The sequence below is a fragment of the Ramlibacter sp. JJN2-2R genome (assembly GCF_057747835.1).
This window is the reverse complement of the sequence record NZ_CM173226.1, coordinates 1738478-1762778: the sequence shown is the minus strand read 5'-3', so window position 1 is coordinate 1762778 and position 24301 is coordinate 1738478. Positions and strand designations below refer to the sequence as shown.

The 24301-nt window shown below is 71.4% G+C and carries 22 protein-coding genes and 1 pseudogene; 13 read left to right on the top strand and 10 right to left on the bottom strand.

Annotated elements, in window-relative coordinates:
* Window positions 1-59: 59 nt before the first annotated feature.
* Together AC3ANR_RS08735 and AC3ANR_RS08730 are read right to left on the bottom strand one after the other, a co-directional pair.
* Window positions 60-884, bottom strand: coding sequence for an undecaprenyl-diphosphate phosphatase (locus AC3ANR_RS08735; protein ID WP_488291484.1), 825 nt, complete (start codon window positions 882-884; stop codon window positions 60-62).
* A gap of 63 nt (window positions 885-947) precedes the next feature.
* A complete protein-coding gene (locus AC3ANR_RS08730) occupies window positions 948-1892 on the bottom strand; it encodes an alpha/beta hydrolase (protein WP_488291483.1) in 945 nt (314 codons plus the stop codon).
* Between the two features lie 348 nt (window positions 1893-2240).
* Between AC3ANR_RS08730 and AC3ANR_RS08725 the strand changes: the two are divergent.
* The 6 genes and pseudogenes from AC3ANR_RS08725 to AC3ANR_RS08700 all read left to right on the top strand — a co-directional run.
* Window positions 2241-2639 (top strand): annotated as a pseudogene (locus AC3ANR_RS08725) (DUF2306 domain-containing protein); the annotation flags it as partial.
* A 36-nt stretch (window positions 2640-2675) separates the two neighbouring features.
* Entirely contained in the window at window positions 2676-3224 is a 549-nt protein-coding gene (locus tag AC3ANR_RS08720; protein WP_488291778.1) for a DUF6622 family protein, read from the top strand.
* A 26-nt stretch (window positions 3225-3250) separates the two neighbouring features.
* Entirely contained in the window at window positions 3251-3544 is a 294-nt protein-coding gene (locus AC3ANR_RS08715; protein WP_488291482.1) for a 2TM domain-containing protein, read from the top strand.
* Between the two features lie 23 nt (window positions 3545-3567).
* The gene (locus AC3ANR_RS08710; RefSeq protein WP_488291481.1) at window positions 3568-3861 is read left to right on the top strand and encodes a 2TM domain-containing protein; all 294 of its coding nucleotides are present in this window, start codon (window positions 3568-3570) and stop codon (window positions 3859-3861) included.
* A gap of 7 nt (window positions 3862-3868) precedes the next feature.
* Window positions 3869-4912 carry a sensor histidine kinase gene (locus tag AC3ANR_RS08705; RefSeq protein ID WP_488291480.1) on the top strand — a complete coding sequence of 348 codons (1044 nt, stop codon included), beginning with the start codon at window positions 3869-3871 and terminating at the stop codon, window positions 4910-4912.
* Complete coding sequence (locus AC3ANR_RS08700) at window positions 4909-5709, top strand: LytR/AlgR family response regulator transcription factor (RefSeq protein WP_488291479.1); 801 nt, start codon at window positions 4909-4911, stop codon at window positions 5707-5709. Before AC3ANR_RS08705 ends, AC3ANR_RS08700 begins: the two co-directional genes overlap by 4 nt.
* A 119-nt stretch (window positions 5710-5828) precedes the next feature.
* Here AC3ANR_RS08700 and AC3ANR_RS08695 read toward each other — a convergent pair whose 3' ends face one another.
* Window positions 5829-7610 carry a thiamine pyrophosphate-requiring protein gene (locus AC3ANR_RS08695; RefSeq protein ID WP_488291478.1) on the bottom strand — a complete coding sequence of 594 codons (1782 nt, stop codon included), beginning with the start codon at window positions 7608-7610 and terminating at the stop codon, window positions 5829-5831.
* A gap of 516 nt (window positions 7611-8126) precedes the next feature.
* Between AC3ANR_RS08695 and AC3ANR_RS08690 the strand changes: the two genes are divergently transcribed.
* On the top strand, window positions 8127-8363 hold the full coding sequence (locus AC3ANR_RS08690; protein WP_488291477.1) for a hypothetical protein: 237 nt from the start codon (window positions 8127-8129) through the stop codon (window positions 8361-8363).
* A 226-nt stretch (window positions 8364-8589) separates the two neighbouring features.
* Here the strand turns inward: AC3ANR_RS08690 and AC3ANR_RS08685 are convergent, their stop codons facing one another.
* Window positions 8590-8916, bottom strand: coding sequence for a hypothetical protein (locus AC3ANR_RS08685; RefSeq protein ID WP_488291476.1), 327 nt, complete (start codon window positions 8914-8916; stop codon window positions 8590-8592).
* Window positions 8917-9079: 163 nt separating this feature from the next.
* On the opposite strand from AC3ANR_RS08685, the gene AC3ANR_RS08680 reads away from it, so the two are divergent.
* A complete protein-coding gene (locus tag AC3ANR_RS08680; protein WP_488291475.1) occupies window positions 9080-10864 on the top strand; it encodes a glutamine--tRNA ligase/YqeY domain fusion protein in 1785 nt (594 codons plus the stop codon).
* 41 nt (window positions 10865-10905) lie between these two features.
* Here AC3ANR_RS08680 and AC3ANR_RS08675 read toward each other — a convergent pair whose 3' ends face one another.
* Complete coding sequence (locus AC3ANR_RS08675) at window positions 10906-11346, bottom strand: hemerythrin domain-containing protein (protein WP_488291474.1); 441 nt, start codon at window positions 11344-11346, stop codon at window positions 10906-10908.
* A gap of 322 nt (window positions 11347-11668) precedes the next feature.
* Window positions 11669-13288: a hypothetical protein gene (locus AC3ANR_RS08670; protein WP_488291473.1), complete on the bottom strand. Its 1620-nt coding sequence runs from the start codon at window positions 13286-13288 to the stop codon at window positions 11669-11671.
* A 502-nt stretch (window positions 13289-13790) separates the two neighbouring features.
* Here AC3ANR_RS08670 and dbpA point away from each other — a divergent pair.
* Both dbpA and AC3ANR_RS08660 read left to right on the top strand, forming a co-directional pair.
* Window positions 13791-15194 (top strand): ATP-dependent RNA helicase DbpA, encoded by a 1404-nt coding sequence (dbpA, locus tag AC3ANR_RS08665; RefSeq protein ID WP_488291472.1) that lies wholly within the window; start codon window positions 13791-13793, stop codon window positions 15192-15194.
* Window positions 15195-15295: 101 nt separating this feature from the next.
* Window positions 15296-16207, top strand: coding sequence for a restriction endonuclease (locus tag AC3ANR_RS08660; RefSeq protein ID WP_488291471.1), 912 nt, complete (start codon window positions 15296-15298; stop codon window positions 16205-16207).
* Between the two features lie 7 nt (window positions 16208-16214).
* Here AC3ANR_RS08660 and AC3ANR_RS08655 read toward each other — a convergent pair whose 3' ends face one another.
* Window positions 16215-18491, bottom strand: coding sequence for a hybrid sensor histidine kinase/response regulator (locus tag AC3ANR_RS08655; RefSeq protein ID WP_488291470.1), 2277 nt, complete (start codon window positions 18489-18491; stop codon window positions 16215-16217).
* Between the two features lie 93 nt (window positions 18492-18584).
* On the opposite strand from AC3ANR_RS08655, the gene AC3ANR_RS08650 reads away from it, so the two are divergent.
* Entirely contained in the window at window positions 18585-19112 is a 528-nt protein-coding gene (locus AC3ANR_RS08650) for a hypothetical protein (RefSeq protein ID WP_488291469.1), read from the top strand.
* A 28-nt stretch (window positions 19113-19140) separates the two neighbouring features.
* Here AC3ANR_RS08650 and AC3ANR_RS08645 read toward each other — a convergent pair whose 3' ends face one another.
* Window positions 19141-19554: a hypothetical protein gene (locus AC3ANR_RS08645; RefSeq protein ID WP_488291468.1), complete on the bottom strand. Its 414-nt coding sequence runs from the start codon at window positions 19552-19554 to the stop codon at window positions 19141-19143.
* A gap of 337 nt (window positions 19555-19891) precedes the next feature.
* On the opposite strand from AC3ANR_RS08645, the gene AC3ANR_RS08640 reads away from it, so the two are divergent.
* Both AC3ANR_RS08640 and AC3ANR_RS08635 read left to right on the top strand, forming a co-directional pair.
* Window positions 19892-20857, top strand: coding sequence for a tripartite tricarboxylate transporter substrate binding protein (locus AC3ANR_RS08640; protein ID WP_488291467.1), 966 nt, complete (start codon window positions 19892-19894; stop codon window positions 20855-20857).
* A gap of 4 nt (window positions 20858-20861) precedes the next feature.
* The gene (locus AC3ANR_RS08635; protein ID WP_488291466.1) at window positions 20862-21770 is read left to right on the top strand and encodes a PAS domain-containing protein; all 909 of its coding nucleotides are present in this window, start codon (window positions 20862-20864) and stop codon (window positions 21768-21770) included.
* Here AC3ANR_RS08635 and pncB read toward each other — a convergent pair.
* Window positions 21754-22950, bottom strand: coding sequence for a nicotinate phosphoribosyltransferase (gene pncB, locus AC3ANR_RS08630; protein ID WP_488291465.1), 1197 nt, complete (start codon window positions 22948-22950; stop codon window positions 21754-21756). The two genes, AC3ANR_RS08635 and pncB, sit on opposite strands and share 17 nt — an antisense overlap.
* 62 nt (window positions 22951-23012) lie before the next feature.
* Window positions 23013-24188 (bottom strand): bactofilin family protein, encoded by a 1176-nt coding sequence (locus AC3ANR_RS08625; protein WP_488291464.1) that lies wholly within the window; start codon window positions 24186-24188, stop codon window positions 23013-23015.
* Window positions 24189-24301: the final 113 nt, after the last annotated feature.

Genomic DNA, 24301 nt, shown 5'->3' with positions numbered 1-24301 from the left:
CATGTCCGGGGTAGGACAGGACCCGCAAGACCCATCCGTCGCCCGGGATGGCGCCGGTTTCAGTCGCGCCAGTCGACCCAGCCCATCCAGGCCGTGAGGAACACCACGATGCCGAAGGCGATGCGGTACCAGGCGAACGGCGTGAAGCTGTGGCTGGAGATGTAGCGCAGCAGCCAGCGCACGCAGGCCCACGCGCTCAGGAACGACAGCACCAGCCCGACCATGAACAGCGGCAGGTCGGCCGCCGACAGCAGGGCGCGCTCCTTGTAGAGGCTGTACGCGCCCGCCCCGATCAGCGTCGGGATGGCCAAGTAGAACGAGAAATCGGTCGCCGCCTTGCGCGACAGGCCCAGCAGCATGCCGCCGATGATGGTGGCGCCGCTGCGGCTGGTGCCCGGGATCATCGCCAGGCACTGCACCAGCCCGACCTTGAGCGCGTCCCACGGCGTCATCTCGTCGACTTCCTGGATGCGCACCGTGCCCTGCTGCCGCCGCTCGGCCCACAGGATGACCAGGCCGCCCAGGATGAAGGTGGTGGCGACCACGCCGGCATTGAACAGGTGCGCCTTGATGGCCTTGCCGAACACCAGCCCGAGCACGACCGCGGGCAGGAAGGCGATCAGCACGTTGAGCGCGAAGCGCTGCGCCTGGCGCTGGGTGGGCAGCGCGACGACCGTGCTGCGGATCTTCTGCCAGTACACGATCAGCACCGCCAGGATCGCGCCGGTCTGGATGGCGATGTCGAAGACCTTGGCCTTCTCGTCGTCGAACCCCAGCAGCGCGCCCGCGAGGATCAGGTGGCCGGTGCTGGAGATGGGCAGGAACTCGGTGAGCCCTTCCACCACCCCCATGATCGCGGCCTTGGCCAGCAGGACGACATCCACGCGCTCTCCCCCCTGTACAGCAAAGGGCGGATTATCGCCGTGGCTGAGGTGCGGCAGCTGACCTCAGCCTGCGATGGCGCGCCGCAATTCGGCCGCGCACAGGCGCACGGCCGTGTTGGCCTCGTCGATGACCTTGCCCATGGTGATGAAGCCGTGGATCTGGCGTTCGAAACTCACCAGGCTGGCCCGGCCTCCCGCCTCGTTGAGCTTCTGCGCATACGCGATTCCTTCGTCGCGCAGCGGGTCGTAACCGGCGGTGAGCACGAACGCCGGCGGCAGGCCCGAATGGTCCGGATGGAGCATGGGCGAGGCGCGCCAGTCCAGGTCGTGCCGCGCGTCGTCGATGTAGTGGTCGTGGAACCAGTCCATCGTCGCCTTCTCCAGCAGGTAGCCCTGGCCGTTGGACGCGCGTGACGGATACACGTCGTGGCGCTGGTCGGTGGCCGGATAGATCAGCAGCTGGAAGCGGATCGGCAGGTCGCCGGCATCGCGGGCCGTGAGCGCCACCACCGCCGCCAGGTTGCCGCCGGCGCTGTCGCCGCCGACCGCCAGCCGCGTTCCGTCCAGGCCCAGGCTCGCGGCATGGGCGTGCACCCAGCGCGTGGCGGCCACCGCGTCGTCCACCGCGGCGGGGAAGCGGTGCTCCGGCCCGAGGCGGTAGTCGACCGCAACCACCGCGCAGGCGGCGCCGTTGGCCAGCTCGCGGCAGAGCACGTCGTGCGTCTCCAGGTCGCCGATCACCCAGCCGCCGCCATGGAAGTAGACGAGCACCGGCAGGACCTGCCCGGCCTGGCTGCCGCGCGGCCGGTACAGCCGAAGCGCAATGTCGCCGGCCGGGCCGGCGGCCTGCAGCTCACGCAACTCGGCCACCTCGGCCGGCTCCGGCTGCGTCACGGCCCGGCGCACCCGGTAGAACTCGCGGGCCTGCTGGTGCGGCAGCGTGTGCGTGGGCGGGATGTTCTTTTCCTGGATCAGGCGCAGCAGCGCCTGGGCCTGTCGGTCGAGCATGGGCAGTGTCTCCTTGTCGTGGTGCCATGGTGCCATGGATGACTCGCATGGTCTGGCATTCCGGCGCGAGGTCGGAATCCATTTCCTGTCCTTTCGGCGAAAGGCCGGAAAACGTCTCCTGTCATTCCGGCGAAAGCCGGAATCCAGGAGCCCGTGCAGATCGTGGATCGCGGGTCAAGCCCGCAATGACAAGCCTGGGGATGGATTGCGGGTCGAGCCCGTAATGACAAGCCTCATTTCACGCCCGGAACTTCGCGTTTCGCTCCCCCGCCCGGCGATTCCGTCTCCACCGCATGGCGGCGCGCCCACCCGCCCGGCACAGTCCGCCCCATCGCACCGGAGACCGCCATGCAGCTGACCCCCACCATCGCCATCCACATGACCGCCGCGCTGGGCGCGCTCGCGACCGGGCCGGTCGCGCTGTGGGCCCGCCAGGGCCGGCAGCAGCGCCCGCGCCTGCACCGCGCCTTCGGCTACGCCTGGGTCACGTTGATGGTCATCGCGGCCGTCTCGGCCCTGTTCATCCGCGACACCCACCTGCCCAACATCGCCGGCTACACGCCGATCCACCTGCTGGTGCCGTTCGTGCTGGGCAGCCTGGTGCAGGCGTTCCGGGCGCTGGCGCGCGGCGACATCGCCACCCACCGCAAGACCATGCGCAGCCTGTACATCGGCGCCTGCCTCCTCGCCGGCGCCTTCACGCTGCTGCCCGGCCGCTTCCTCGGCCAGCTGCTCTGGGGCAGCCTGGCCACCCTGCCCGTCCCCTCCCTCCTGGAGTCCACCATGCTGTACCAACTGCTCGTCCACCATCCCCAAGCCCTGGGCGCCATCGTGCGCGGCACCCCGGCCTGGGTCTGGGGCCTTTTCGCCGGCCTGCTCACCCTGGGCCTGAGCCAGTTGCGCGCGCGCACCGTCGGCGCCACCCGCGTCGCCCTGGTGCCGGTCGGCATGGCCGCCTTCTCCGCCTGGGGCATGGTGAGCGCCTTCTCGGCCTCGTTCGTGTTCATGCAGGTGCTGTCGGTGTGGATCGGGGTCGCCGCCGCGGTCACCGCCGCCTTCCTGCCCGGCACCGCCCGCGCCAGCTACGACCCCGCGCGCCGCACCTTCCTCGTGGCCGGCAGCGTGCTGCCGCTGCTGATGATCACGGGCATCTTCCTGGTCAAGTGGTCCGTCGGCGTGGAGCTGGCGCTGGCGCCGCAGCGCGTGCACGACGCCGGCTTCGTGCTCGCCGTCGCCGCCGTCTACGGCGTCTTCAACGGCCTGTTCGCCGGCCGCGCCGCCCGCCTGTGGAAGCTGGCGCTGGCCCCGGCCACCGCCCCCGCCGTCGCCTGATCCCAGCGTCCGCAAGGAGAACCGCCATGGCCACCGTCGCCTTCACCACCGACCCCGAGCTCGAGCGCCTAGCGCGCCGCCGCGCCGGCGCCCGCCTGGGCTGGATCGTGCACGCCACCATCTTCGTGCTCGTGAACCTGTTCCTCGCCACCCTCGCCTGGTCCGGCGGCCGCCCGTTCCACTTCGGCGGCCTGCTGGGCTGGGGCTTCGGACTGGCGGTGCACGGTCTGGGCGTGCTGCTGTTGGCCGGCGGCGGGCTGATGGAGCGCCTGGTGCGCCACGAACGCGCCCGCCTGCTGGCACGGCGCGATCCCTGGTGAGCGCCGCCTAGAATCGTCGCGCCATGCCCACGCCCCTGGACCCCGACGACATCGATCGCCTCGCGCGCAAGCGCGCCGGGGCCAAGCTGGGCTTCTACGCGCACGCGTCGATCTTCGTGCTCGTGAACGGTTTCCTCTGGCTCATCTCCGACCGCGCCTTCGGCCCGCGGCCCTGGTCGCCCTTCCCGCTGCTCGGGTGGGGGCTGGGCCTGGCGCTGCACGGCATCAGCGTGTTCGTGCTCGGGGGCGGCAGCCGCCTGCGCGAGCGGCTGGTCGAGCGCGAGCGCGAGAAGCTGCGCCGCGAGCGCGGCGGCTGAGGCCCCGATGCGGATCGACTGGGTCGAGAAGCTGCAGCACACGCTGCAGGCCATCGCCTTCGGGCTCGCGATCGCCGCGCTGCAGGTGGGCTTCGAGCCGGAGCGCCCGTTCGGGCCGCCGGCCGTGTACTCGCTGTGCATCTCGCTGCTCATCTGGGGCGCCATCGACCTCGGGCGCGAGGTGCTGCCGTCGGCGCGCGAGACGGGCTGGCCCACCGGGCTGCAGGCCGTGCTGCTGGTGGGCGGCGGCATCGTGTTCGGCTGGTTCGCCGGCAACGCGCTGGGCGACCGGATCGCCCGCGCGCTCGACCTGGTGCCGCCCGGCCTGCGGCTGCACCCGCCGCACGAATTGCGCAACTCGATCCTCATCACGATCGCCGCGTCGGCGGTCGCGATCTACTACTTCTACAGCCGCAACCGCAGCGCGTACCTCGAGCGCAAGGTCGGCGAGGCACGGCGCCACGCCGACGAGGCGCGGCTGAAGCTGCTGGAGACGCAGCTGGAGCCGCACATGCTGTTCAACACGCTGGCCAACCTGCGGGCGCTGATCGGCGTCGAGCCCGCGCGCGCGCAGGTGATGCTGGACCACATGATCGCGTACCTGCGCGCCACGCTGGATGCGTCGCGCGCCACCACGCACCCGCTGCAGCAGGAGTTCGACCGGCTGCACGACTACCTGGCGCTGATGGCGGTACGCATGGGCCCGCGGCTCGCGTACGAGCTGCAGCTGCCCGACGCGCTTGCGCAGCGCCGCGTGCCCACGCTGCTGCTGCAGCCGCTGGTGGAGAACGCGATCAAGCACGGCCTGGAGCCGCAGGTGGCCGGCGGCCGACTGGTCGTCTCGGCGCGCGACCACGACGGCGGCCTGCTGCTCGAGGTGACCGACACCGGCGTCGGCCCGGGCGGGAGCGCCGGCGGTTCCGGCTTCGGGCTGGCGCAGGTGCGCGAGCGAATCCGCACGCTGTACGGGCCCGCCGCCTCGCTGCAGCTGGAGCCCGCGCAGCCGCACGGCACCCGCGTCACCATCCACCTGCCGCAGGAGCGCCCATGACCGCCCCGACCGCCCCCACCGCGCTCATCGCCGAAGACGAGCCGCTGCTCGCGCAGGCCCTGCAGGCCGAGCTGGCGCAGGCCTGGCCGGAGCTGCGGATCGTCGCGACAGTGGGCGACGGCGCCTCCGCCGTCGTGCAGGCGCTGGCCCGGCGGCCCGACGTGCTGTTCTTCGACATCCGCATGCCCGGCCAGGGCGGGCTGGAAGCGGCGGCGGAACTCGCGGACGCGTGGCCGGCCGACTCGCCCTTCCCCGCGCTGGCGTTCGTCACGGCGTACGACCAGTACGCGGTGCAGGCCTTCGAGACGCAGGCGGTCGACTACGTGCTCAAGCCCGTGCAGCCGGCGCGGCTGGCCCGCACCGTGGCCAAGCTGCGCGACGTGCTGGCGCGGCGCGGCGGCGGCGCGGCGGGCCTGGACCAGGCGGTCGACCAGCTGCGGCACCTGCTCGCCGCCGCGCCGCGCGCCGGCGCGCCGCTGCAGGTGATCCAGGCCAGCGTGGGCAACAGCATCCGGATGGTGCCGGTCGCCGACGTGCTGGTGTTCGAGGCCGCCGACAAGTACGTGCGCGTGCTGCTGGCGGGCCACGAGTACCTGATCCGCACGCCGCTGAAGGACCTGCTGCCGCAGCTGGATGCGCAGCAGTTCTGGCAGGTGCACCGCGGCACCGTGGTGCGCGCGGCGGCCATCGAGACGGTCACGCGCGACGAGGCCGGCAAGCTGCACCTGTCGCTGCGCGGTCGGCCGGAGCGACTGCCGGTCAGCCGGCTCTACGCGCACCTGTTCAAGGCGATGTGAGTCGGGGGCGCGCACTGCGCGCGCCTGGATCCCGGCCTGCGCCGGGATGACAGCGAGGGGGTTGGGCGAACGGCGCGAACGGCGCGAACGGCGCGCCGGGATGACGAAGCTGGGCGCTCTCAGCCCCGCACGCCGGCCCACCATTCGCGGGCGGTCTTCTTGAGCACCGACAGCGCCTCCGGGTCGCCTTTCCACAGGGCCGAGAAGTACGACTTGGCCTGCTTGCCGCTCACGTGCGGCGGGATCGGCGGCACGTTGGCGTCGACCACCATGTCCAGCACGATCGGCCGGTCGGACGACAGCGCCTCCTCCCAGGCCAGCGCCACCTGCTCGGGCCGGTCGATGCGGATGCCGCGCAGGCCCAGCATCCGCGCGTAGTCGGCGTACGGGAACGCCGGCAGCAGCTGCGAGGCGTCGAAGCGCGGATCGCCCGCGCTGCCGCGCTGCTCCCAGGTGACCATGTTCAGGTCGCCGTTGTTCAGCACCATGACGACCAGGCGCGGGTCGTCCCACTGGCGCCAGCGGTCGGCCACGGTGATCAGCGCGTTCAGCCCCACCATCTGCATCGCGCCATCGCCCAGCAGCGCGACCACCGGCCGCTTGGGATGCGCCAGCTTGGCCGCCAGCGCATACGGCAGCGCGCAGCCCATGGACGCCAGGCCGCCCGAGACCGACCCCATCATCCCGCCGCGAAAGCGCAGGTCGCGCGCGTACCAGGCGGCCACGCTGCCGGAGTCGCAGCACACGATGGCATCGTCGGGCAGCAGCGGCGACAGCTCCCAGAACACGCGCTGCGGATTGATGGGCCGCGCATCGGTCATCGCGCGCTGCTCCATCACCTGCCACCACTTGGCGACGCTGCCTTCGATGCGCTGGCGCCAGGCGCGATCCTCCTTGGCCCGCAGCAGCGGCAGCAGCGCCTGCAGGGTGAGCTTGCTGTCGCCCACCAGGTTGACGTCCATCGGGTAGCGCAGGCCGAGCCGCCGGTTGTCCAGGTCGATCTGCACCGCCTTGGCCTGGCCTTCCTTGGGCAGGAACTCCGAGTACGGGAAGCTCGAGCCGACCATCAGCAGGGTGTCGCACTCGTCCATCAGCTCCCAGCTCGGCTGCGTGCCCAGCAGGCCGACCGCGCCGGTGACGAAGGGCAGGTCGTCGGGCACCGCGGCCTTGCCCAGCAGCGCCTTGGCGATGCCGGCGCCCAGGCGGTCGGCCACCTCGACCAGTTCGTGGCCCGCGTGCAGCGCCCCGGCGCCGGCGAGGATCGCCACCTTGCTGCCGGCATTGAGGATGTCCGCGGCGGCCTGCAGCGCGGCCGCGCCGGGCACGCTGCGCTCGGCCGTCATGCCGATGCCGCTGTGCACGGTGCCGTGCTCGCGCGGCGGCGTGTCGACGGCCTCCTCCTCCTGCACGTCGAGCGGCACGATCACGCAGGTGACGGTGCGCTGGTCGCGCGCGATGCGCACCGCGCGGTCGACCAGATGGCGCACCTGGCCCGGCACGGTGGCCAGCTGCACGTATTCGTGCGCCACGTCCTTGAAGAGCGAGGGCAGGTCCACCTCCTGCTGGTAGTCGCCGCCGAGCGCGGTGCGGGCCTGTTGCCCGACGATGGCCACCACCGGCTGGTGGTCGGCCTTGGCGTCGTACAGGCCATTGAGCAGGTGGATGGCGCCCGGCCCCGAGGTGGCCATGCACACGCCCACCTCGCCGGTGAACTTCGCATGGGCGCAGGCCATGAAGGCGGCCAGCTCCTCGTGCCGCGCCTGCACGAACTGCAGCCGGTCGCCGGCGCGCCCGAAGGCGCCGATCAGCCCGTTGATCCCGTCCCCGGGATAGCCGAACACGCGCCGCACGCCCCAGGCGTGCAGGCGCTCCAGGATCTGGTCGCCCACGGTCTTTGCCATCCGGGCAGCGTAGGCAGCGCGACGGCCGGGCGCAGTCAGTGGCACGCGAGCGGGACGGTAGGTGCGCGCCGACCTCCGGCATGCGGGCGGATGGGCTGGCCCCGCGCGCCAGGTGAATGGTCGCGCCACGTGCCGACAAGGAATGCGGCGTCGTCCTACAGGCACGCTGGATGCCATGCGGTTTACTGGCGGCCAATCACCCCGACTCCTCTGAGTCCCCTCCTCCTCCGGGGTGAGCTGGTCCGGCCCTCCGTCCCGCGACTGGCATGTTGCCCCCAGGCCCCAAGCCTGGGGGCTCTTTTTTTGCCCGGCCGTTTTCGCATTCGCACCGAGCGCGTCCCACAACGCCCTCGGCCGTGCGCGCGCTGGGCCTGTGGGCCTTCGTGCATCGATGTGTAGGAGGAACGCGGGGAGTAAGGTCCCTCCTACCGGCGCTTCTGATGCGCTCGGTCAGGACGGGGGCGGTGCGCGGGTTACGGTGTGGCCACCAGCCGGGGACAACCCGGCGTTCACACGATGTCCCGAAACGACCCCCGCACCAACCGCGATCCCGAGCGCAAGCGCGACGGCCCCAGCGACGCCGCTCGCAAGGCCCAGCGCGCCGCCGCCTGGTCGCCGCGGCGCGGGCGCAGCGGGTACGGGCTGGAGAGCATCCGACCGCATCTGCGCGACCAGCTCGAGCAGCAGAAGCTGCTGCGGCCCACCTTTCCGCCCGAGGTGGACGAGGACGGGCGGGGGTGGGAGGAGCGGTAGCGGGTTACCGGGCGGGCGTTGCCGGTTCCAACAGCGGGACTGGATTGCGGGTCGAGCCCGCAATGACAGACAACGGGGCCCCGACGCCAAGCACCGGCCGCGATGGCGGGCACCGGGGCCGGACGACAGGCAAAAAAACCCCCGGAAGCGCCGAAGCACTTGCCGGGGGGAGCTTGGAGAGAACCTGGAGAAGAGTTCCCTAGTCAACGGCACACGGTCTGGTCGATCAATCCCAATGCTTGTGGTGGTGGTGCTTGCGGTGGCCCGGGGGCACCCAGCCCGACTGGTAGACCGGCGCGGGCTGCACGTAGTACGCGCCGGCGGGGTAAACCACCTGGGGCGGCGTGTACACGACCTGGGGCACCGTGTAGACGGTGACCGGGGCCGGCTGCACATAGACCGGCGGCGCGTTGCTCACACCGACGGCCACGCCCGGGGCGGCGTTGACGCCCAGGGACCAATAGACGTTGTTGCCGCCCGCATGTGCGGCGCCGGCGGCCAACGCGGCCGCGCCCAGGAACGCTGCGGCGAAGATGGAACGGCTGAACTGCATCTGAAAACTCCTGTTGTTCATTCAGGGGCGCAAACGACACGCCACCGTGCTGATTTAACGCTCAACCACGGCCACGGCTGACCACCAAGCGTCAGTTCCGTTGCCGGAAGTAACTCAGCCATTGCCGGCGGACGCGGGAAGCGGCACCTAGAATCCGTTGGATATGACCACCCCGAGCGCCGACAAGGACACGGCCAAACCCAGCAATTTCCTGCGCCAGATCGTCGAACGCGACCTGGAGCGAGGCACGTATGCGGCCCGCAAATGGGCCGGCCATCCCGGTGATGCGGCCACGCAACAGTCCGGCCAGCCCGACCCCGCCAAGATCCGCACCCGCTTCCCGCCGGAGCCCAACGGCTACCTGCACGTGGGCCATGCCAAGAGCATCTGCCTGAATTTCGGGCTGGCGCGCGACTACGGCGGCATCTGCCACCTGCGCTTCGACGACACCAACCCCGAGAAGGAAGAGACCGAGTACGTCGAAGGCATCAAGGACGCCGTGCACTGGCTCGGGTTCGGCTGGGAGGCCCACGGCACCAGCCACCTGTACCAGGCCAGCGACTACTTCGACTTCATGTACCGCGCCGCCGAATACCTGATCGGCGCCGACCTGGCCTACGTGGACGAACAGTCGCCCGAGGAGATGCGCGCCAACCGCGGCGACTTCTCGCGCCCGGGCACCGACAGCCCGTACCGCACCCGCTCCGTCGACGAGAACCTGTACCGCTTCCGCGAGATGCGCGACGGCAAGCTGGCCGACGGCACCGCGGTGCTGCGGGCCAAGATCGACATGGCCAGCCCCAACATCAACCTGCGGGACCCGGCCCTCTATCGCATCAAGCACGCGCACCACCACAACACCGGCGACAAGTGGTGCATCTACCCGATGTACACCTATGCGCATCCGATCGAGGACGCGCTGGAGAACATCACCCACAGCATCTGCACGCTGGAGTTCGAGGACCAGCGGCCGTTCTACGACTGGCTGCTGGACCGCCTGGCCGAGGGCGGCCTGATCAACAAGCCGCATCCGCGCCAGTACGAGTTCGCGCGCCTGAACCTCACCTACGTGGTCACCAGCAAGCGCAAGCTCAAGCAGCTGGTGGACGACAGGCACGTGAGCGGCTGGGACGACCCGCGCATGCCCACCATCGTGGGCCTGCGCCGGCGCGGCTACACGCCCGAGGCGCTGCAGCTGTTCGCCGAGCGCATCGGCGTGACCAAGGCCGACAGCTGGATCGACTACAGCACGCTGGAGATCGCCCTGCGCGACGACCTGGACCCCAAGGCCGCCCGCGCGATGGCGGTGCTGGAGCCGGTGAAGCTGGTGATCGAGAACTGGGACGAGGTGATGGGCGCCGGCCACCTGGAGCCCTGCTCCGCGCCCGTGCACCCCCACGACGACAGCCGCGGCCGCCGCACCTTCATGTTCGGCAAGGAGCTGTGGATCGAGCGCACCGACTACGAGGAGACGCCGCCCAAGGGCTTCTTCCGCCTGTTCCCGGGCAACAAGGTGCGCATGAAGTACGGCTACGTGGTCGAGTGCGTCGGCGCGGACAGGGACGCGAACGGCAACGTGACGCTGGTGCGCGCCAAGCTGGTGCCGGACACCAAGAGCGGCACGCCCGGCGCCGATGCCGTGAAGGTCAAGGGCAACATCACCTGGGTCGGCGTGGCCGACGGCCTGGCCGCGGAAGTGCGCCTCTACGACCGCCTGTTCTCGGTGCCGCAGCCGGGGACGGGGGAGAAGGACTTCCTGGAGGAGATCAATCCGGAGTCGCTGAAGGTGGTGACGGCGTATGTGGAGCCGTCGCTGTCAGCGGCCAAGGCGGATGACAAGTTCCAGTTCGAGAGGCATGGGTACTTCGTGGCGGATCGTGTCGAGCACGCGCCGGGCAAGCCCGTCTTCAACCGGGTGACGGGTTTGAAGGACAGCTGGGCGAAATAGACGGGAATCACGGGCGCTCGACGGGCCGCTGCGTGGCAAGTTCAGGCCTCCTGCACCGCCGTCGCCACCTCCGCCCGCCTCGTCTGAATCCGCCCGCCCAGCGTCGCCAGTTCCATCCCTGACGCCTTCGCCTTCGCGAAGATGTTCCGGCGCTCCTCCTCCACGTGCGCCAGAACGTGCCGCATGATCACTTCCATGGCGCCGTCGAGGTTCTCGGCCTGGGGCACCTTGGCGATCAGCTCCTTGACCTGCTGGTGCTCGCTGCGCGCCTGCTCCACCAGCTTCTCGTCGCCGGTGGCCTGCGCGAACGCGGGGTAGAAGATTTCCTCCTCCACCATCGCATGCAGGGTCAGTTCCATGCAGATGGTCTGCGCGATGTCGAGCTTGGCCGCGGGGTTGCCGCCGGCCGACTTGAAATCGCGGAACAGGGCCTCCACGCGCTGGTGGTCGGCTTCGAGCAAGGCAATGGCGTCCTGGGCCATGGTGGGTCTCCCGGCAAGTGGTTGCGGGCGCGCCAGGGACGGCGCGCCGCTTCCCTCAAGCTAGCGGGCCTGGCCGGGCTGTGTGTAGGTGCGGGCCGATGGTCATCCGCTGGCGCGCGCTGTCATGGGGCCTTGCTGCCTGCGCAAGCTCAAGAACATGTCGCCTCATCAGGCGACCGGACCGGATGCCGGGTCGAGCCCGGCATGACGAGGCGCGTCGGGTCGGTCGGTGAAGTCGCGGCCGCCAGAGCAGGCCGCCAACGCGCCTGCCGCCTGCGACCAGGCCGCCGCCGCGCCATCGCCGCGGCAGCGGCCTCCCCCATCACATCTTCCAGAGCCTTCCGTCAGCCGTCGTGTACTGCCCCCGGAACACCAGCGTTCCGTTGACCAGCACCGGCACCGGGTTGGGCACCTTGGAGCTGAAGCCGTCCTGCCCCACGGGGTTCGTGGTCGTCGTCGCGCCGCTGGGCGTGACCATGACCGTGCCGGCCACCGTGCCATCGGTCTCCCACAGCTGGAAGTCGTTGGCTGCCGGCGCCGCGATGAAGACGGCCTTGCCGTTGCGCACGGCCAGCCAGCCCGCGCCCACGGTCGCCGTGTAGCTGCCCGAGGTGGGGTTGATGTTCTTCAGCATCACGGTGCCCGCCGACGTGCCATCGGTCGCCCAGGGTTCGAAGCCGTTGACGCCGTCCGTGCCCTGGAACACCAGGCGGCTGCCGACCACGACCGCCTTGCGCTCGAACCACCAGCCGTCGGGCGTGACCGCGGCGCTGACTTCGCCGGTGCCTGCCGTGGTGCCGTCGGTGGACCACAAGGTGTACTTGTTCGTGGTGTGCGCGCGCCCCGGGAAGTACCAGCGGCCGTTCATCAGGACCATCGACCCGATGCCCGCGTCCACGTCGACCTTGCTCACCACCTGCGTGCCGGCCGACGTGCCGTCGGTGGACCACAGGGACTTGTGGGACCCGCTGCCCGCCGGCTCGTAGGCCCAGAACAGCAGCTTGTCGCCGGCCAGGTGGAAGTGGGACGGCCAGCTCGAGCCCGTGCCGGGGACGATGTCGCGGAACGGCTGGGTGCCGCCGATCGTCCCGTCGGTGCTCCACAGTTCACGGCCGGCGGCTTGCGAATGCCAGCTGAAATACAGGCGGTCCTTGTAGACGATCATGTCGTAGTCGAGCAGCGTGCTGTCCGAAAACGTGTTGCTCGTCAGCTTGGCCAGGTTGCCCGGCGCGCCGGTGGTCGCATACAGCTGCGCGTACGCCGTGAAGGTGTTCGGCTCGTAATACCACGCATAGAAGTACAGCTTGCCGTTGAACCACGTCGGCCGCACCACGGTGGTGTCCGCATTCGGATTGGTCGTCGACGGGTTGGTGTTGATGTTCGCCACCATGTAGGTGCCGGCGGTCGTGCCGTCGCTGGTCCACAGCTCGCGGCCGGTGCCGTCGTTGGCGGTGAAGTACAGGCGGCCGCCGAACACGCCCAGCATGACCATGTTCTCGGCCGTGCTGGTGGCGATGTCCTTCACCAGCCGGGTGCCGGCGTCGGTGCCGTCGGAGAACCAGAGGCCGCGGCTCGTCGATCCATCCGAGCCCACGAAGAGCACTCCGTTGGCGAACGGCGTGATGGTCATGATCTCGCCCTGCCCGGCGGGGTTCATGTCGCGAACCAGCCGCGTGCCGGAGATGGTGCCGTCGGTCACCCAGAGCTTGTCGGCCCAGATGGAGTCGTCACGCCCGACGAAGAAGGCCTGCGTGCCGTTGCCGGACAGGGTGATCTGCTCCGGGTTGATGGCCTGCTGGCCGATCAGCGCGATGCCCACCGGGGTGGTGTCCGTGCTTCCGGTGCCGCCGGTGCCTCCCGTGTTGCCGGTGCCTCCGGTCCCCCCGGTGCTTCCGGTACTGCCCGTGCCGCCGGTCGTGTCGGTGGCTCCCGTCTCGGCCACGGTGGTCGGATCACCTCCACCGCCGCCGCCACACGCCGCCAGAGCGGCCGCAGCGGCCACCACGAGGACCCGAACCGAAACGCCCCAATTCGATCGCAGTCGCATGTCTTCTCCAATGTTGTTCGCCACTACAGCCGTGGCCGCCGGGAGGATGCATGCAAACACCGGAGCGACCCATTACCCGAACAGGGGATGCCGCGGCGATCGCGGGAATCGGAGCGTGTGCGGCGCCGTGCGCCGGCGCGGTACATTTCTCGCACCGCAGGAGGAAATTTCCATGGCCAAAGGCGACCAACGTAGCAACAAGATGGCGAAGAAGCCGAAGAAGGACAGCACGCCCCTGAAGGAGTCGTCCTCCTCGTCCGACCGCCCCGTCCCGCCGACGACGACGGTGATGCCCAAGGGCAAGCTGAAGAACAAGTAGCCTCTGCCGGCGACAGGATCGGATGCCGGGTCCAGCCCGGCACGGCGCGAGGGGGACAGGCTGTGGAATGATCGCCGCATGCCTGCCTCCCCCGCGTTCGACACGCTTCCCCTCTCCCCCGCCACCCTCGCGAACCTGCAGCGTCTCGGCTACCTCGAGATGACGCCGATCCAGGCGGCCGCGCTGCCGCCCGCCCTGCTGGGCAAGGACCTGATCGCGCAGGCCAAGACCGGCAGCGGCAAGACCGCCGCCTTCGCGCTCACGCTGCTGGCCAACCTCAACCCCCGCCGCTTCGCCGTCCAGTCGCTGGTGCTGTGCCCCACGCGCGAGCTGGCCGACCAGGTGACGGCCGAGGTGCGGCGCCTGGCCCGCGCCGACGACAACATCAAGGTCGTCACCCTCTGCGGCGGCGTGCCGCTGCGCGGCCAGGTGGCCACGCTGGAGCACGGCGCGCACATCGTGGTGGGCACGCCCGGCCGCGTGATGGACCACCTCGATCGCGGCAGCCTGCAGCTCGACGCGCTCAACACGCTGGTGCTCGACGAGGCCGACCGCATGCTGGACATGGGCTTCTTCGACGACATCGCCAAGGTGGCGAAGCAGTGCCCCGCGCAGCGCCAGACGCTGCTGTTCTCGGCCACCTATCCCGAGGGCATCGCCAAGCTGGCGGCGCAGTTCCTGCGCGAGCCGATCACCGTGAAGGTCGAGGCCCAGCACGCCGGCGGCGTGATCGAGCAGCGCTGGTACGAGGTCAAGGACAGCGAGCGCATCGCCGCCGTCAGCAAGCTGCTGGACCACTTCCGGCCGGCCGGCACGCTGGCCTTCTGCAACACCAAGGCGCGCTGCCGCGAGGTGGCGGCGGCGCTGCAGGCCCAGGGCATCTCGGCGCTGGCGCTGTTCGGCGAGCTGGAGCAGCGCGAGCGCGACCAGGTGCTGGTGCGCTTTGCCAATCGCAGCTGCTCGGTGCTGGTGGCCACCGACGTGGCCGCGCGCGGGCTCGACATCGCCAACCTGGCCTGCGTGCTCAACGTCGACGTGACGCCCGACCCCGAGGTGCACATCCACCGCATCGGCCGCACCGGCCGCGCGGGCGAGAGCGGGCTGGCGCTGCACCTGGCCAGCCTGGACGAGATGGGCGCGGTCGGCCGCATCGAGCAGCTGCAGGGCCAGGAGAGCGCCTGGCACCCGCTGGCCGAACTCACGCCCGGCACGGGCGGGCCGCTGGTGCCGCCGATGGCCACGCTGCACATCCAGGGCGGGCGCAAGGAGAAGATCCGCCCCGGGGACGTGCTGGGGGCGCTGACCAAGGACCTGGGCTACACGCGCGAGCAGGTCGGCAAGATCGACGTCAACGAGTTCTCCACCTATGTGGCGGTGGAGCGCGGCATCGCGCCGCAGGCCGCCGCGCGGCTGAACGCCGGCAAGGTGAAGGGCCGCAGCGTGAAGGTGCGCGTGCTGGACGACGCCGGCGACGCCGGCTGACCCGCCCCCCCCGGCCCGCATGCGCGGCCGATGTGCGCATTAGTTCCTTGGGAACGCGTCGGCCTCGGCCCTAGACTGGGCGCACAAGAGAGGGAGGCGTCATGGCACGCAAGTCGCCGCAGGGGCACATTTCCGGCCACTTCCTGCGCACGGGCATCGGCCTAGCAGCGCTGGGCGCCGTGTTTCTCGTCGTCTCGCTGGTGCTGGGCGGCGCCTCCAGCCCCGCCCTGCGGGCTGTCGCCGCCGGGTTGCGCCAGCCGCTGCCGTACGTGGTCGGACTGGGCATCCTGCTGTCCTTCCTCGGCCACTTCCTCAAGCCCAACGCCGCCGCGGCCGACCGCAAGGCGGGCGAGCCCACCTGGTTTCCCGTCTCCACCGACTTCGCGCGCAGCGTCGTGCACACCGAGCCGGCGGAGTCCGAGCTCACGCCGCATCGCGGCCAGCGCCCGCCGGCCACCCGCTGGACCCGCCAGGTCTTCGACGACATCGAGTGGAAGCGCTTCGAGACGCTGTGCGCGCAGCTGTTCTCGCAGGCCGGCTTCGAGTCGCGCACGCAGTCGCACGGCGCCGACGGCGGCGTGGACATCTGGCTGCACTCGCACAACGCGCAGGGCGCCCCGGTGGCGATCGTCCAGTGCAAGCATTGGCTCGGCAAGCAGGTCGGCGTGAAGGAGATCCGCGAGCTGCTGGGCGTGATGACCTCGCACAAGCTGGCGCGGGCGACCTTCGCCACGTCGTCCACCTTCACCGAGGAGGCGTCGCTCTTCGCGCGCAAGAATGGCATCCACACGCTGGACGCCCTGGGCCTGCTGGCGCTGATCGCCACCCGCACGCCCACCCAGCAGCAGGCGCTGCTGCAGCACGCCTATGAGGGCGAGTACTGGCGCCCGACGTGCGCCAGCTGCGGCCTGAAGATGGTCGAGCGCAGCACGCGCAGGCGCGGCACCGGGTTCTGGGGCTGCGCGGCCTACCCGCGCTGCCGCTTCACGCTGCCATTGCGGCGCGCGGCCTGACCGGCCGTCAGCCGCGCGGCAGCCGCTGGCGCAGCAGCTCCAGCAGCGGCTCCAGCTCCACCGGCTTGGTCATGTGGGCGTCGAAGCCGGCCGCGGTGGCCGCCTCCTGGTCGCTGCGCTGGCCCCAGCCCGTCACCGCGACCAGCAGCGGCTGGCGCGCCAGGCCGGCGTCGGCGCGGATGCGCCGGCACACCTCGTAGCCGTCCATGTCGGGCAGGCCGATGTCCAGCAGCACCGCGTCGGGGTGCTGGGCGGCGGCGGCCTGCAGGGCCGTGGCGCCGTCGTGGGCCACGGCCACCGCATAGCCGCTCATGCCCAGCAGCTCGGCGAGCGTGGTGGCCGCATCGATGTTGTCGTCCACCACCAGGATGCGCGCGCCGCCCTGCGGCTGGCCGGCGGTGCCGGCGGGCCCGGGTTGCGGCTGGGCCGGCACACCCGTCGGCGCTTCGACCGCGGGCAGCTCCAGCCGGAAGGTGCTGCCCTGGCCCAGGCCGGCGCTGCTGGCGCGGATGGTGCCGCCATGCAGGTCCAGCAGCCGGCGCGTCAGCGCCAGGCCGATGCCCAGGCCCACGTTGCCCTGGTGGCCGCTGTGCCGCTCCTGCACGAACAGGTCGAAGATGCGCTGCAGGTTGTCGGCCGTGATGCCGACGCCGGAGTCGCGCACCTCGACCACCGCCCACGCGCCCTCGCGCGCCACCCGCACGTGCACGCGGCCGCCGGGCGGCGTGAACTTCACCGCGTTGTTCAACACGTTGACCACGCACTGCGCCAGCCGCGTGGCATCGCCGCGCACGAAGGGCGCGGGCTCGGCGATGTCCTCCACCACGACCAGCCCGCCGCGCGCCGCGGCCTCGGCCACCGATTCGGTCGCGGCGGCCGCGATCTCGCCCAGGTGCAGCGTCTCGTGGCGCAGCTGGATGCGCCCGAGCGTGATGCGCGAGACGTCCAGCAGGTCGTCCACCAGGCGCGACAGGTGCAGCACCTGGCGCTCGATGGTGTCGCGCGCGCGGGCCACCACGGGATCGGCCGGCGCGCGCAGGCGGATCAGTTCGGCGGCGGTGCGGATCGGCGCCAGCGGGTTGCGCAGTTCGTGCGCCAGCGTGGCCAGGAATTCGTCCTTCTGCCGGTCGGCCTGCCGCAGCAGCGCCTCCTGGTTCTGCGCCACGGTGCGCAGCGTCTGTTCCTCGGCGCGCTGGCGTTCGGCCTGCGCGCCGTCGCGCAGCGCCTGCGCCAGCAGGTCGAGCTCGGCGATGCCCGATCGCCGCTCCGCCGGCGGCGCGCGGCCCGCGTGCACGTCGTCGCCCAGCTCGCGCAGGGGCCGCGCGAGCCGGCGGCTGTACAGGCTCGCCAGCACCACGCTGGCGAGGGCGGCCAGGATCAGCAGCGCCAGCCACGCGATCGACGCCATGCCGGTCGGCACGAAGGTCTGGGCATCCGGCTGCGACACGCGGACCATGTAGCCCGTGCGGCTGGACACCGCGTAGGCACCCACCACCGTGACTCCGTCGCCGGACACCACCCGGTAGAAGCCGCGCGTGGCCCCCGGCTCGACCTCGATCGGGTTGGCGGTGTCGCCCACGCGCCTGGACGCCGCGGCGTTGGAGGCGACCACCCGGCCGGTGCGATCGAGCAGCAGCGCGCGCACGCCGGGCGCGGTGACCGTCGACAGGATGCGGTCCTGCACCCGCGCGGACGAGAACGACAGGATCAGCGCGTACTTTGGCCGGCCGTCGCGCAGCACCGGCGTGGACACGGCGAGCACGGGGCGCGCGATCTGCAGCCCGTAGTACAGGTCGCTGTACTGCGTCCTGCCGGTCTGGAAGACGCGGCGCGACAGGTCGCCCGACGACATGGGCAGCAGGCGGCCGTTCCAGTCGATGTCGCGCCGGCTGTCGGCCAGCTGCCACAGGTTCGGCAGCGGCTGCCCGTACGGCGCACCGGTGTTGAACACGGGGTCGCCGCCGGGTCCGACCAGGAGGATCACGCTGCCCGGCGCCCGGCGCGCGACTTCACCGGCGAAGCCGTGCATCGCGTCCCAGCGCCCGGCGTCCAGGAGCGGCGCCGCCGCCAGCACGTCAAGTTGCGCGCGCGCGCGCTCGAACTCGGCGTCGGAGGCCAGCAGCAGCGTCTGCGCCAGGGCCGCCAGGCGCGTGCGCGCCAGCTGGTGCTCCTGCCGCGCCTGCAGCGCGAGAACGCCCAGCGTGCCGAGCAGCAGCGGGACGATCACCGCGGCCAGCAGGCGGGCGAGGGCTTGATTGAGGTTGCGGGGTCGAAGGGAGAACATCGCGCGTCCGGCACGCCGGAAACTGGCTGGGGCGCGGAGCAATCCCAACTCTAGCGCAGCCGGGGGCGGCCCACGCCGTGGTCACAATCGGGGATGCCCGTTGTCGCCACTCCTTCACGCCGGCGCCTGGCCATGGCCGTCATGCTGGGCCTGGCCGTCCTGGGCGCCGTGCTGCGGTACGTCGCCGTGCCCCGCTCCACGCTGCACGACGTCGGCACGCTGCTGCTGGTGATGTGGCTGCCCGCGGTCGGCAACCTGATCGCCTGGCTGGTGGGCAAGCTGCCGCGCCGCGGGCCGGCCGGGCCGGCCGGGCCAAGTTTCGAGCCGGGCGAGTTCCGCCCGCACCTGCTGGTGGACATCGCGCCGGTGCCGCTGCCGCCCGGCTGGCTGGCGACGCTGCCGCCCGGCGAACGGCGCGGCACCCTGCTGGCCGGCCAGGCCGGGTTCACCGTACGCTCGGACGAGCCCGTTGCGCAGTGGCTGGCGCAAGGCGAGCCACGGACGCTGCCGCTGCAGCTGCTGCGACCGGACGCCGCCCGCGGCGAACTCGCGCCCGGCACGGTGGTCCACCTGCTGGTGGGCGCGACCGCCGTCGGCAAGGGCACCGTCGTCCAGCACTGAGGCGCCGCGGCCGTGCGGCCGCGCGCCGTCAACAGTGCAGCTCGCGGAACTGCACGCGCAGGATGGCCAGGTCGCCCTCCTCCGCCTCGGTCGGCGGCGCGCCCTTGCTGCGCAGGCGGGCTTCGCCCTGGCGGATGTGCGATTCGATCGCGCCGCACTTCTCGCGCGTCTCGGCCGGCAGCACGGCGCGGGCGATCTGGCGCGCGCGGTCCTGCGGCGGCGGCGTGTTGCGATCGAACGTGCGCGTGACGCGTGCCTGCCCGAGCTCGCGGCCGCCCGCGCAGGGCGCCTGCGAGTAGGCGCCGTTGCCGCACTTGTAGACCGGCTGCGCCGGGGCCGGCCCGGGGATGCGGGTCGGGTACTGGATCTCTTCCGCGGCCGCGGCGGCACAGGGCAGCGCGGCGATCGAAGCGATCAGCAGCAGGCGTTGGACGTCGGTCATGGCAGGCTCTCTCCTCCCGGCAAATGGATGAGCCACATGCTGACGCCCCTGAAGCGCGGCGCGCCGCGAAAGTGCAACCAAGCTCAGCCATTCGCGATGAGGCGTGAGCCGTGTGACGGAACATTTCAGCGGCGTGGCGCGGCGCCCACGCTCCATGTCCACGGTCGAGCTGGATCGCGAGCCCCCGGCGCGCCCACGCGCGAGAACACGCTGCACGTTGGGAGCCTGCCGGGCGCCTCGGGCGCGCGGGACTTTGGCTGTACGGGCATGCACCGACAGCGGTTTGACAGCCTGGTGGCTAGGATGAGGGGTTCCGCCGTTTGAAGTGCCCCCGAAGATGAACTCCAAGGTTTCCCGCCTGTTCGCGGCCACCCTGCTCGCCGCGGCAGCGTCCGCCGGCCACGCCGCCGACGCGTGGCCCTCCAAGCCGATCCACTTCGTCGTGCCGTTCGGCCCCGGCGGTGCCAACGACCTCGTCGCGCGCTACGTGGCCGAGGCGGCCTCCAGGGAGCTGGGCCAGCCCATCATCGTGGACAACAAGCCGGGGGCCGGCTCGGTGCTGGGCGCCGAGATCGTCGCCAAGTCGGCGCCGGACGGGTACACCTTCCTCGCCCCGGCGGCCGGCGTGATCACCAACGCGATGATCAAGAAGAACATGCCGTACAAGGAAGAGGACCTGGTGCCCGTGGTGCTGATGGCCGTCAGCCCCTCGGTCATCGTGGTGCCGCCGGACTCGCCCATCAAGGACCTCAAGGACCTGGTCGCGACCTCCAAGCAGGGCAAGGGCCTGACCTTCTCCACCGCCGGCACCGGCAGCACGCCGCACTTCGTGGCCGCCATGCTCAAGTACAAGGCCGACGCGAAGCTCGAGGCGATCCCGTACAAGAGCGGCTCGGAGGGCGTGGTCGCCGTCATCGGCAAGCAGGTCGACGCCACCTCCGAGGGCAGCCCCGTCGTGCTGCCGCAGATTAACGGCGGCAAGCTGCGCCCGATCGCCTCCACCTGGAGCCGCCGCGTCACCGCCATGAAGGACGTGCCCACCGCCGAGGAGCAGGGCTTCAAGGACCTGGTGATCGGCCACTGGAGCGGGCTGTTCGCGCCCAAGGGGACGCCAGACGAGATCCTGGACAAGCTCAACGCCGCGGTGAACAAGGCGCTCAAGTCGGGCGAGCTGCGCGCGCGGCTGGAGCCGCAGGGCATCGAGCCGCAGGGCGGCAGCCGCGAGGACTTCCGCAAGTTCCTCGCCGCCGAGAAGGCCCGCCTGGGCCCGATCGCCAAGGCCGCACAGATGCAGGCGGACTGACGCGATGGAATTGCAGCGCGCCGATCCGCGCCTCGCCTTCCTCAAGGGGGGTGGCGAGATGGGCGCGCGCATCCGCACCCGCGACTGGCGGCTGTCCACGCTGGGGCCGCCGGAGGGCTGGCCGCAGACGCTCAAGACCGCCGTGCGGCTGATGCTCAGCTCGGGCCACCCGATGTTCATCTGGTGGGGCCCGCGGCTGATCCAGTTCTACAACGACGCCTACCGGCCTTCCATCGGCTACGAGCGCCACCCCAGCGCGCTCGGCCAGGAAGGCCGCACCTGCTGGGACGAGATCTGGCACATCATCGGCCCGCAGATCGAGCAGGTGATGAGCGGGCGCGGCGCCACCTGGCACGAGAACGCGCTGGTGCCGATCACCCGCAACGGCGTCAAGGAAGACGTCTACTGGACCTACAGCTACGTGCCCATCGACGACCCGCTCGCGCCCACCGGCGTGGGCGGCGTTCTCGTCGTGTGCACCGAGACCACGCAGGCGGTGCAGGCCGCGCGCCGCATCGAGCACCAGCGGCAGCAGTTCGCGCAGCTGTTCGAGCAGGCGCCGTCGTTCATGGCGCTGCTGTCGGGGCCGGAGCACCGGTTCGAGCTGATGAACCCGGCCTACTCGCGCCTGGTGGGCCATCGCGCCATCGTCGGTCGCCCGGTCGCCGAGGTGCTGCCGGAGGTGGCCGAGCAGGGCTACCTGGCGCTGCTGGACGAGGTGTACCGCAGCGGCAAGGCCTACACGGCCTTCGGCAACCGCGCCATGCTGCCGCGCGAGGACGGCACCGCCAGCGAGCGCGTGCTCGACTTCGTCTACCAGCCGATCCGCGACATGGAAGGCCAGGTCACCGGCATCTTCGTCGAGGGCTTCGACGTCACCGGCCGCGAAGCAGCCCTCACCGCCGCACGTTGAACACCTGGCGCAGGTAGGCCAGGAAGGTCTCGTCGGTGCTGAGCGTCTTGCCGGGCGAGTCCGACAGCTTGGCCACCGACTGGCCGTTGGCCTGCACCAGCTTCATCACGATGTTGATCGGCGTGCAGCCCACGTCGTTGGTGAGGTTGGTGCCGATGCCGAAGCCGGTCAGCGCCCGGTCGGCGAACGCGTCATAGACGCGCAGCACCTTGGGCACGTCGAGCGAGTCGGAGAACACCAGCCGCTTGGTGTGCGGGTCGATACGCAGCTTCTCGTAGTGCGCGATCGCCTTCTCGCCCCAGGCGATCGGGTCGCCCGAGTCGTGGCGCAGGCCGTCGAACAGCTTGGCGAAATAGAGGTCGAAGTCGGCCAGGAAGGCGTCCATGCCCACCGTGTCGGTGAGCGCGATGCCCAGGTCGCCGCGGTACTCCTGCACCCACCCCTCCAGCGCCGCGCGCTGGAAGTCGCGCAGCCGCACGCCCAGGGCCTGGAAGGTCTGCATGTACTCGTGCGCCATCGTGCCGATCGGCACCAGCCCCAGGTCGCGCGCGAGCAGCACGTTGGAGGTGCCCTTGAAGAACTCGGGCACCTCGTCGCGCAGCGTGGTGACGACTTCGCGCTGCCAGGCGCCGGAAAAGCGCCGCCGAACCCCGAAGTCGAAGATCTCCAGCGGATGCGCGCGCGCCGGCGCCACGTCCACCGCGCGCAGCTGGTCGATCTTGACCTGCAGGCGCTCGCGCCCCGTCTCCAGCGCGCGGGCGTGCTCGACGCGGCGGAAGTACAGCTCGTTGACGATGGCCAGCACGTGGATCTCGAAGTCCATCACGTGCACCTGCGGGCCGCTGGCCCGGATGCGCAGCCGGCCGTCCTCGGCCCACGCGCGCACGAAGCGGCGCTGGAACTGGAACAGGCGCAGGAAGTCGACGAAGTCGCTCTTGATGAAGCGCAGCCCGCCCAGGTAGGCGAGCTCGTCCTCGGCGAAACGCAGCGTGCACAGGTGGTCCAGCTGCGCTTCGACCTCCTCCAGCAGGTCGGCCAGCGGGAACTGGGGCTCGTCGCGGCAGACGAACTCGTACTCGGCGGTAGTCTGCGGGAACCGATGCAGCATCGCCTGCCACATCGTGAACTTGTAGAGGTCGTTGTCCAGCAGGCTGGTGATGACGGGCTGGAAGGCGGGCATGCCGCAAGCATGGCAGCAATGCGCCGCCCCGTGGGGCTCTGCGGCGACCGGCCGCGGGCCGCTCAGTGCGCCGGTGCGGGCCGCGGCTGCGGCACGGGCGGGCCGCCGTCGCCGCCCGCGCGGCGGCGCGGCAGCTCGGCCACGAAGGCGCCCAGCCCGGCGAGCGCGAGGAAGGCCAGCACCAGCGCGCCGATGAACGGGACCATGGCCACCACCAGCACGAGCGCCAGCGCGAGCGCGAACCAGCCGATGCGGCTGCCGTAGCTGGCGGGTTCGGCCTTCTTCAGCAAGCCGGGCAGGCGATGCGCGACGAACAGCACGCCGACCACCAGGCCGAGCAGCAGCACGACCGGATAGGCCGCGAACAGCGGGATGCCCAGCGGCAGCCCGATCAGCGTGATGCACAGGAGCAGCGCCACGACGGGCACGCCGATCATCGTCACCAGCCCGAGCCCGAACGAGGCGGCGGGCGCCGTCGCGACGCGCTCGGCCGCGCGCGGGCCGAACCTGGGCACCGCCAGCAGGAACAGGGCCGCGGCGCCCAGCACCATGAGGAAGGTGACGACGCTGAAGCCGCGGCCCGGGCCGTTGAACTTCCAGCTGCGCTCACGCACCGTGCGGCCCTCGCGGCTGTCGCGCACGATCGCGCCGCCGATCACGGCGCCCTCGGCCCGCTTCAATTCGGCGGCCGACGAGTAGCGCAGTGCGCCGCCGATGCGGGCCGACGGACCGAGTTCCACCGAGGCGGCGCGCGCATCGACGTCGCCGCGCACCTCGCCGTTGATCCGCAGGTGCGAGGTGCCCGCGCGCAGGTTGCCGTCGATGCGGCCGTCGACCGTGACGTCCCCGCCGTACAGGCGCGCCGAGCCGCCGATCACGGCGCCGGAGGCAACGGTGACCGTGCCACCCGCGGCGAGCACGTCGCGGCCGACCTGGCTGTCGATCACCACCTCGCCGCCCGCGACGCGCAGGCGGTCGCGCACGGGCGAACGCACTTCCACCGAACCGCCCGCCAGCATCACGTTGCCGGCCACCGGCTGGTCGACCTTCACCTTGCCGCCGGCGGCGCTGAAGTCGCCGGTGACCTGGCCGCCGGTGCGCACCTCGCCGCCGGCGGCGAAGACGTCGGTGGGCTCGGCGCCACCCGCGGCGCCGGCAGCGCCCGCGATGCCGGCCAGCGCCAGCAGGGTGGCGGCCGCGCGGATTCGGAGCAGGGCAAGCGAAGGCTGGGCGTTCATGGTGGGACCCTCCTGGACCGGCGGCCGACGGCCACCGCGGCGTCCGGCAGTGCCGGGAATTCTAGGAGCGGGGGTGCGCGAGGCCCAGATCGGTGAACTCCTGCCGCTGCGCG

Excerpts from the sequence above, each read along its gene's own strand:
- AC3ANR_RS08660 (WP_488291471.1), top strand. The coding sequence starts at position 15,296 with ATGGCACGCAAGTCGCCGCAGGGGCACATTTCCGGCCACTTCCTGCGC.
- AC3ANR_RS08730 (WP_488291483.1), bottom strand. The coding sequence starts at position 1,892 with ATGCTCGACCGACAGGCCCAGGCGCTGCTGCGCCTGATCCAGGAAAAG.
- AC3ANR_RS08690 (WP_488291477.1), top strand. The coding sequence starts at position 8,127 with ATGTCCCGAAACGACCCCCGCACCAACCGCGATCCCGAGCGCAAGCGC.
- AC3ANR_RS08655 (WP_488291470.1), bottom strand. The coding sequence starts at position 18,491 with ATGTTCTCCCTTCGACCCCGCAACCTCAATCAAGCCCTCGCCCGCCTG.
- AC3ANR_RS08700 (WP_488291479.1), top strand. The coding sequence starts at position 4,909 with ATGACCGCCCCGACCGCCCCCACCGCGCTCATCGCCGAAGACGAGCCG.
- AC3ANR_RS08685 (WP_488291476.1), bottom strand. The coding sequence starts at position 8,916 with ATGCAGTTCAGCCGTTCCATCTTCGCCGCAGCGTTCCTGGGCGCGGCC.
- AC3ANR_RS08710 (WP_488291481.1), top strand. The coding sequence starts at position 3,568 with ATGCCCACGCCCCTGGACCCCGACGACATCGATCGCCTCGCGCGCAAG.
- AC3ANR_RS08635 (WP_488291466.1), top strand. The coding sequence starts at position 20,862 with ATGGAATTGCAGCGCGCCGATCCGCGCCTCGCCTTCCTCAAGGGGGGT.
- dbpA (WP_488291472.1), top strand. The coding sequence starts at position 13,791 with ATGCCTGCCTCCCCCGCGTTCGACACGCTTCCCCTCTCCCCCGCCACC.
- AC3ANR_RS08625 (WP_488291464.1), bottom strand. The coding sequence starts at position 24,188 with ATGAACGCCCAGCCTTCGCTTGCCCTGCTCCGAATCCGCGCGGCCGCC.
- AC3ANR_RS08720 (WP_488291778.1), top strand. The coding sequence starts at position 2,676 with ATGCTGTACCAACTGCTCGTCCACCATCCCCAAGCCCTGGGCGCCATC.
- pncB (WP_488291465.1), bottom strand. The coding sequence starts at position 22,950 with ATGCCCGCCTTCCAGCCCGTCATCACCAGCCTGCTGGACAACGACCTC.
- AC3ANR_RS08680 (WP_488291475.1), top strand. The coding sequence starts at position 9,080 with ATGACCACCCCGAGCGCCGACAAGGACACGGCCAAACCCAGCAATTTC.
- AC3ANR_RS08705 (WP_488291480.1), top strand. The coding sequence starts at position 3,869 with ATGCGGATCGACTGGGTCGAGAAGCTGCAGCACACGCTGCAGGCCATC.
- AC3ANR_RS08650 (WP_488291469.1), top strand. The coding sequence starts at position 18,585 with ATGCCCGTTGTCGCCACTCCTTCACGCCGGCGCCTGGCCATGGCCGTC.
- AC3ANR_RS08715 (WP_488291482.1), top strand. The coding sequence starts at position 3,251 with ATGGCCACCGTCGCCTTCACCACCGACCCCGAGCTCGAGCGCCTAGCG.
- AC3ANR_RS08640 (WP_488291467.1), top strand. The coding sequence starts at position 19,892 with ATGAACTCCAAGGTTTCCCGCCTGTTCGCGGCCACCCTGCTCGCCGCG.
- AC3ANR_RS08695 (WP_488291478.1), bottom strand. The coding sequence starts at position 7,610 with ATGGCAAAGACCGTGGGCGACCAGATCCTGGAGCGCCTGCACGCCTGG.
- AC3ANR_RS08645 (WP_488291468.1), bottom strand. The coding sequence starts at position 19,554 with ATGACCGACGTCCAACGCCTGCTGCTGATCGCTTCGATCGCCGCGCTG.
- AC3ANR_RS08675 (WP_488291474.1), bottom strand. The coding sequence starts at position 11,346 with ATGGCCCAGGACGCCATTGCCTTGCTCGAAGCCGACCACCAGCGCGTG.